The following is an 8299-nucleotide window of genomic DNA, read 5'->3' as shown; positions in this document are numbered from 1 at the left end:
CCTTCACGCGCCGCGTTAACCAGCACGCCGTTATCCTGATCCACCGTCCAGGTAAACACACCGCCCAGACCCAGACTCGCGGCATACTCGCCCTTCGCTTTCACGCTACGCGGAGTGTCCAGAGACAGGAACAGTTTGGACTGCGGGTTGTACAGATAGTCCGCGTCGGCAACCTGGTCGGTGTACACATTAAAGCCGTTACGGCCTTTCTGATTTTCCAGATCCAGGTAGTTGTAGATCACGTCATACCATTCAGAGGTACCGGATTCGAACGTGCCGGTGGTGGTGCTTTCACCCGGCGTGTAAGAGCCTTCCAGCGGTGAGAAGCTGCTGATTTCAGCGTTATGACCGTTACGGGTATAGCCGGCATAACCGATGTTGATACGCTCAGCCGGGAAGCCTTCCGCCAGCAGGTAATCAACGATGGTTTCTACAGCCCAGCCGCCGGCGGTCAGCGCTTTACGGTTGGTATGGTGCGTCAGGGTTTCTGCCCACGGCGTACCGAAGAAGTCGTAGGTCATCACGTTGATGTAATCCATACCGGCATTCATCATGGTGTTGAGATCGATAAACTCCAGCTTCTCGACAACGGCAGAGGCGGCGATAGAAATTTTCACATCGCTGCGGCCCGCCGCATCCAGTTCTTTACGCACCTCGGCAATCAGCAGCGCAAAGTTTGCACCGTCTTCCGGACCATACGGGTTGCCTGCCGCTTCCACGTTCGGGTATTCCCAGTCCAGATCCACACCGCTGAACATCGGGAACTGTTTAAACAGTTTCACCAGACCCTTAGCAAAGATTTTACGCGAGGAATCTTTGGACGCGGTTTCATGGAAACCATTGCTCATGGTCCAGCCGCCGATGCTCATCGACAGTTCCAGATTGTGACCCATTTTTTTCGCTTTCGCCTGCAAGTCACGCAGACCGCCAAGGAAACCTTTCGTGTTTTGCTGCGTGACGGTTTTCGGATCAACATCCCAGCCGCTGACCTCATGACCAACGTTAACGTAAGACTGGAAATCACCCCACGGGTCAAGGAAAGTGGGCTCATATTTGACCTTGCCGCACAGCTCCGCTGCTTCAGCAACTACGTCGCGATACATACCGTCCACTTTGTGGAAACCCACGATGCCCACAAAGCCTGCAATGATTTTGTCATATGCCGTCGGGGAAACATTGGTCAGATCGTAACCACGTCCACGCTCGCTCGGAATATCAACTCCCTGTAAACGGGCATCATATTGAGACCAGTCGGTGAAATAGCCGAATACTTTCGGTTTAACGGCATCCGCTTTGTACTGGTTATAGACAGGCTTAGCCACACGGGCTGAGGTGTAGCTAAATTTGCTGTCCTCAGTCGCCGGGTTAAAGCTGTCGGCAGCGTTACTGGTTTCAGTCAATGTGTCGCTTTTAATTAATTTACTTGTTGCCATGTTATTTCCTTTTGCAATGAATAAGCACGTTCTGTGTGCACAACAAATAATTCATCTGACAGTCATTAAAAGCTAATCACAAAGCAACACAAATAATAAAGAGGTAAAAATATCATCAGATGATTAACAATAATGATAAAAAGGCAGCGCCAGGCGCTGCCTCAAATAAAGTACGTTATAGTTTGTCAGTCATAAACGATACGAATCAACGTAAGTTGTTTATCTTCATTAAGAATGATTTTTTCCAGCGTGGCGTTTGGCGAGGTAATATTAGCGGTCAAGTTCTCAATAAGAATATGGCGCTCAATCGTATTTTTTTTCTGGCAGAGAATCATCGGCATACGTGACTCATGCCAACAACCAGACTCGATAACTGCGCCCCGAAAATTAACCATCCCCTCAGCGCAGGCTAAAAAAGATAAATCATATAAAGACAGAAAAAGAATGGCCGACGCCAAAGGTCTATTCTTCATCACAGGTGACACTCCTTTGTACCTCTGCGGTATCATTTATCTCATTACGTCGCCATAACGCAATGATATCGATCATAGTAGAGCGGGAAGTCGTACCGACTTCCCGCCTCGTTATCCTTTTGCCTTCTGGATCGCCATCAACAACATATCCTGTGAAGTACTGCCAGGAATAACGGTGATTTTTTTTACGTCCGGATCACTTGCCTGCGGCATGACCACAAATGCCGGCGTACCCGTAAAGCCCATATGCTGTGCCAGCGAGCGGTTAACCATCAGAGCATCATGCACTGGACCGTTATCAGAAATATCTTTAACCGCCGCAATTTGCGCTTTGCTCAGATAGCGTTCAACGCTGCTCAGAATATCTGCTTGCGTCAGATCGCCCTCCACTTTACCGGTTGCATACAGAGCATTATGCCAGGACAGGTAAGCCTCTCCTCCTTTATTCAACCAGATTTGCTCACCCAGGCGTGCAGCCAGGCCCGAGGCCGGCCAGCGGGAGGCAAAGATCGGGAATTCTTTAAAAACAAAGCGCACGTCTGGATCGGACTTCATAACCTGCTCAATTACCGGTGCCATTTTGCTGCACCACGCACACTGGTAATCAAAAAACATCACCACCGCCGCTTTCGCATTTTTCGGCCCAACGGAAGGGCTGTCAGAGGACAGTAAATCCGCCTGATATTGCCGGGCAAGCTGCACATACGCTTGTTGCTGCGCTACCTGCTGACGCTGATGCAAACTTTCGCTGGCGGCGACCAGAAATTCCGGATGATCGGCCAGATAAGTCGCCATCATTTCACCCATTTTGTCCGGATGGGCCGTTAAATAACCTTCTGCGATCTGCCCAATTTGCGCCTGCTGGTCCGGCGTGAAAGCGACGGTCTCCGCCGCAGCTGCGGCTGAAGAAGCGCCCACCAGCATCAGGAATACCGCCAACTGGCTCTTTTTTAGTGATTTATACAACATAATGAACATCTCTTTTGTGTCATTGAGGAGAATTTAATGAGGCTTAGTCACGTGTCGGTACGCTGGCATCTCGCGCTGGCATGACCCGTCCATAATCATTAAGGGTTTGCCACTGGAGTTGACAGGCCCCGGCCCCCGGACACCATGTCAGATGGCGCATAGCAAAAGGCGCAACAACACCTGCGTTATCAATGTGTTGTCCGTTAATGCGAACCCTAAAAAGGGTGACGTAAAACGGTGTCGGGTTATTGACTGTTACGCCCGTAGACGATCGCGACCAGCGCAGTTGCTCATAAGCGTGTTGCGGATCGCCTTGTAAATTCGCCGGGCGGTAAATGAGCTTAAGCGCCGAGCGGATCGCCATCTGTACGCTATGAGGTCCGCCGTGCCCGGACGGGATCGCCGCCACGCTTAGCGTAAACAGGCTTTCCCGGTCGGCAGGAAGGGGAGTTGCGGTGCGGATGAGCCGAACCGTGTTTTCCTGCCCGGCAGCGAGTTCAAAAAGTGGCGGTGTGACAACGAAGGGTGTGTCCGAGGTAGCAACAGTCTCTGCACCTTTCCATCGCTGCGCAGAAAGGATCTTACTGTTAATCAACCACGGCTGCGCCGAATTATTGCTTACCGGAATATCGACACTCTGTCGTCCTTGCGGATAGATAAAGCGCGTGCCGCCGATGACTACCCCAGCCTGAGCGCTTGCCGCCGCCATCAGTAGGGCAAAAAAGAGGAATTTATGCATAGGTGAGAACAAAGGTTGCAGAGGCATCCGCCTCACCAGCAACTACCGCGTTACCATCCGCCACGTAGCGCGCGTAGAACGTAAGATGAACCGATGACTGACCGCCGATCAGCGGTTGCATACGACTATTTTCTCCTGCCGGGATGAGACTTTTATCGCTGTTGTAAAGTGCAATTCCTACGCCCGATGCATTTCCCGCGCCGGCTGCTATCGCCAGCAGGTCCGGATTTTTCGGGTCTTCAGTTCCACTGAAGCTGACCGTGACGCCGCTGGCGGTACTGCCACAATTTTCCAGGTTAATGGAGAACGGCTGATACGCGGCCCCGGCTCCCGCCTGATAAAACTGACGGTTCGAAACACTGCCCATATTTACTGTAATATTCTCTGAGTCAGGCGTTAGTGTGCAGGTGTTATCAGTGATGGTCCCGGTAATATAAACCCGCCCGTCATGTGCCTGCACGCCGAAACATATCACCAGGATCAGTAACAGAAGATATTTCATGGCACGCCCTTATTGATAATCCAGATCAAAATACATCACCGCCGTCGCATTACCGGAGGTGACCTGAGGAAGCGTAGATTTGTAACGAATATAAAAAGACAGCGTATTTCTTCCTGCTTTTAACGGATAAACCACCGAGCTACTGTTATTGATAATGACGGGGTCCTGATTTTCATCAAGGATTTCAACGCCCACACCGCTTGCCATGATCGTTTCGTTACCCATGCCGGTATCGGTCAGCGCCAGCAGCGAAGGATTATTGCTGTCCGCCTCTCCCGTAAACCAGACTTTTGTTCCGCTGATACCACGCGAGCAATTTCTCAGGTTGATATTAAACGGCTTAAACTTCGTGGTCGTGCCGACAGACTGAAATGTGTCGATGGGAAACTGCCCCAAATCGATGCTCTGGCTCAGGCTGGAAAGATCAACATCGCAGGTCTGTGCCTGGATGGTGCCCGTAAACTCAAGGTTATAGCTGCCGCTATCTGCCCGACTGACGCCACAATGGATGAACATCAGTAGTACACCGGCCTGAAGCCATCTCTTATTATTCATTTAATCAAAGTCCACCCGAATACTTGCCAGAGACGTGAAGGTTCCCTCTTCCGGCGTTATACCCGTGGTACTGACGGGGTAAGCCTGAAGCGGAATAGTGGCATTACCTGTGTCGTCGGTCGTAAAGGGAACGGTGCTGTTCGGGTCGTCAGGCGTCAGGATGGAGCCCTGATTATTGGTTACGACGACACCCACATCCGGGTTATCTGAAGCAATAGACTGAGAAAAGTGGGTATCCGGCGTGGCCTGCACGCGCATGCTCAGGTGTACCTGGGAGGTAGTGCCATTGCATTTCACCGGTACATTAAAGGAGCGGGTCCTTGCGCCTTCAGGTTTTTCGCCAGCGTGCTTAAAGCTGCCGCTGTTTAGCGTACCAAAATCAATAAGGAGTGTTTGTCCGGCGTTAATTTCACAACTCTGTGGCACGGTCACGCTGCCGCTGTAAGTAATATGATAAACCACTGTTGATAGTGGATCGTTTTGGGTAGTTGTGACATAGACACTGAACATATCTTTCGTAGGAATAACCACAGTACCAATAAACGAACGGACAATCTTAATCTGAAAAAGCAAATTAGAATCACGAATATAAAACGGATTACCGTTATTTACGTTTTCGTCATATCCCATATAGGCATAATTGATGGGGGGATAAACCGCGCCGGCCGCTGAATCCTGGATCTCCATCGCACCTTCCAGATAATCAGGATCGAGCTTTAAATATTTCCACCGACCACTGGTTTCAACCACGGCAAACGGCGTGGTATAAGAGCGGTAGGTTCGCCCGGTGGGCGAGCTTCCGGCAGGGCAAACCGCCTGCACGTTGACCTCCTGGCTTTTCGCCAGCTGTACTGTTTGCCCAGGCTGATTTTGTGCTGCGCTCAGCGTGGTGCTCAGGTCATAATTAATTTCTGTTGCTGTACCGTTCACATTTTGACAGATCTGTGCCAGACAGCGATTTGCTATTAACAGGCAGGTGAAAAATAAAAAATAGAGTTTCATTTAGTCGCATTCCACCTTTTGCCGCACCAGCGGTTGCTGAATAATGGGGAGTTGATAATGCACCACGCAGCGCTGTTGCGGGCCATCGCCCCACTGTGCAGTGAGTGTTCCCTGCGGTCGTAATCCTGATAAATAAAGCTCACCGTTATCACCAACAATGGACTCTTCCTCCATATCACTGCGCGTGACCGTGGTGCCAAACGGCACCGGATTTCCCGCGTGAACTAAGGTCAGTAACGCACGCTCACCCACGTGCGCGTTAAATGACGCGCGAACCAGCGCCCCTTCAGTAGGTACGACATTCGTCACGGCATCATCCACATCAATGTTGTCAGCCATAGAGTTGACATCCAGCGCCAGACGGTTCTGACGATAGGTCGTGGCATAGGGCACCACCGCATATCCCCGCCAGTCGGTATGAATACCTGGCTCACCGTCAACATTGACATTGCTGGCTCCCGGCGCAGCAATCAAAACGTTAGTGTTACCGAGCGGTTGGCTAAACGTGATCCCATGTGCATGCGCCACAATACCGCCATTAAGACCATAATTGACCTGCCGGTAATCGCCGTTATTGCTGTCGTTATAGCCCACGTTCACGTTGCCATAGGCACCGTCATACTCCACGCTGGCGTTACCGCTGGAACCCACACCATGATTTTGGTAGCCCTGCTGAATGCTGTAGCTCAGGTTATTGCCATCCAGCAGCGTACCGTTGATTCCCGCATTCTGCGTGACGTTATGATGTTTATCGGTGCTGGCGCTGTAGGTCGCATAAACGTTGTGATGGTGCTCAACGGCATTACTCTCTGGCTGCAACCACTGACTCAGCGGCAGCGATAAGCTGAGTGCGAAAATTTGATCGCTTTCACTTTCGCCCGGCGCTTTGGTGTAGTTGTAGCTCAGGCTCCAGTTGATCCTTTCAAGCAGGCCGCTGTAGCCAATTTGCAGCAGGGAATTGGTTTCATCCGTATGCCAGTAGCTCTGCTTGCTACCGGTAAAGAAGATCGATCCCATTTGTCCCAGCGGTTGGGAAAGGTTGATCTGTACTTTCCCGCGTTTGGTATAGTAAAGGCTGTAATAATCCTGCCACTGCGGCATATCATCATCGTCCGGCTCAACGGTATGACCTTCCATATGCCGCCAGGCCGTTTCGTCAAGGGTATAAAAGCCAGATGTTGAGTAGCGATAGCCCATCAGTTGAATATGGGTGCCAACGTTCTCCAGTGACTTGGCGTACAGCAGACGCATGGATTGCCCCTGATGCGAGCTGCCGTCCGCCAGCGTGCTCCGCGCCTGGGTGATATCCGCCGATAGTGCGCCAACATCGCCAAGGTTAACGCCGCTTCCCAGCGCCGCAGCGGTGTAGTTATCTGAAAGCTGCGTTCCGCCATACAGGGTAAAACCATGCGGCAAGCCCCATAACAGCGTGACCTGGGCGAAATTAACCTCTTTTTTCTCGCTACTGTCATCCCGGTATTCCGCCACCGTAGCGGCATACTTCATACGCCCCTCCCGCTGTAGCACCGGCACGGCTGAATAGGGGACGACGTAACTGTGCAGCGTTCCGTCAGCTTCTTTCACTTCCACTGTCAAATCGCCACTTGATGAGGTCGGGTAAAGATCTTTAATGGTAAATGCGCCCGGCGGAACATAGCTCTGATAGATGGTATAACCATTCTGTTTGATGGTGACCTGGGCGTTGCTGTTGGCAATGCCGTGGATCGTCGGGGCAAAACCTTTCATACTGTCCGGCAGCATATTGTCATCAGAGGCAATCTGCATGCCGCGAAAAGGCAGACTGTCAAACACATCGGCTGGGGTATAGCTGTCGCCTGCCGTCAGCTCACTTTTCAGTGGAATAATGTCGCGCTCTACATAGGTGCTGATATGCTGCCAGTGGCTTTTATCTTCCTCACTGTCGCTGTTGTAGTTCCAGGTAGAATAATCCCGCAGTCGCCATGCTCCCAGATTCAATCCGCTATTTAAGCCGAGAAAATAGGTATCACTGGTTACGCCACCGTCAGTGGAATCATGACTGTTGGCCCCGGTGAAGTTATAGTTCAGCGTCAGAGCATTGATCCCCTCATCCCACAGCGCGGGAGGAATATAGCCTCTGGCGTCACGGTTTAACGCCGCCTGAGGAATGCTGATATCCAGCCGCTGCTGCGCAAAATCAAAATGCGTGGACGCCGCCGGAATGGCTGAGGCTATATCCACACAGTGCTGCGGTCCGGCACTGGCAAGCGCAGGAAATGCCTGGAGATCCACCCCCATTTGCGCCAGCGTATCTGTTGTCAGGCAGGCACTTAAGCCAGTGCCATCCTGCAACGCCTGTACCGCGCCTGAAGGCACCGGTTGCGCAGGGCTAAAACGGATATCGCGGCTGGCGAGAAAGTTTTTATTCAGGTAAATATCTACCCGATAAGTACCGGGTGCCTGCCCGTTCCCTTCGAAATGGGAAAGATCCGCCACCGCAGCCGGATCGTCTGACAGGAAAGCCGGGTTAAAGTAATTCTCTGCCCGGCCAGTTGTGGGCGTCAGCACACTCGCCATAGCCAGTGCCAGCGGTGTCAGCCAGCATCGTATGGCAGGTTTTACGCTCTGCTTATGTCGTTTCATCGCC

At 51.7% G+C, this 8299-nt stretch carries 8 protein-coding genes; all 8 read right to left on the bottom strand.

The window, feature by feature from the left end:
• Positions 1-1433, bottom strand: a 1433-nt coding sequence (locus tag CHU32_RS22870) for a glycoside hydrolase family 18 protein (RefSeq protein WP_103678314.1), incomplete at its 3' end; no start/stop codon positions are given.
• 185 nt (positions 1434-1618) lie between these two features.
• The gene (locus CHU32_RS28105; protein ID WP_133159290.1) at positions 1619-1909 is read right to left on the bottom strand and encodes a hypothetical protein; all 291 of its coding nucleotides are present in this window, start codon (positions 1907-1909) and stop codon (positions 1619-1621) included.
• Between the two features lie 108 nt (positions 1910-2017).
• Complete coding sequence (locus CHU32_RS22865) at positions 2018-2875, bottom strand: DsbA family protein (protein WP_103678377.1); 858 nt, start codon at positions 2873-2875, stop codon at positions 2018-2020.
• 43 nt (positions 2876-2918) lie between these two features.
• Positions 2919-3614 carry a fimbria/pilus periplasmic chaperone gene (locus CHU32_RS22860; RefSeq protein WP_483883555.1) on the bottom strand — a complete coding sequence of 232 codons (696 nt, stop codon included), beginning with the start codon at positions 3612-3614 and terminating at the stop codon, positions 2919-2921.
• A complete protein-coding gene (locus tag CHU32_RS22855) occupies positions 3607-4116 on the bottom strand; it encodes a fimbrial protein BcfF (protein WP_103678316.1) in 510 nt (169 codons plus the stop codon). The genes CHU32_RS22860 and CHU32_RS22855 overlap by 8 nt, the downstream gene beginning before the upstream one ends.
• A gap of 9 nt (positions 4117-4125) precedes the next feature.
• Positions 4126-4632 (bottom strand): fimbrial protein BcfE, encoded by a 507-nt coding sequence (locus CHU32_RS22850; protein ID WP_103678378.1) that lies wholly within the window; start codon positions 4630-4632, stop codon positions 4126-4128.
• Positions 4633-4671: 39 nt separating this feature from the next.
• Positions 4672-5673, bottom strand: coding sequence for a fimbrial protein (locus CHU32_RS22845; protein WP_103678317.1), 1002 nt, complete (start codon positions 5671-5673; stop codon positions 4672-4674).
• Complete coding sequence (locus tag CHU32_RS22840; RefSeq protein WP_245880260.1) at positions 5674-8295, bottom strand: fimbrial biogenesis usher protein; 2622 nt, start codon at positions 8293-8295, stop codon at positions 5674-5676.
• Positions 8296-8299: the final 4 nt, after the last annotated feature.

The sequence above is a fragment of the Superficieibacter electus genome, from assembly GCF_002915575.1.
GTDB lineage: Bacteria > Pseudomonadota > Gammaproteobacteria > Enterobacterales > Enterobacteriaceae > Superficieibacter > Superficieibacter electus.
This window is presented reverse-complemented; position numbering and strand designations above follow the sequence as displayed.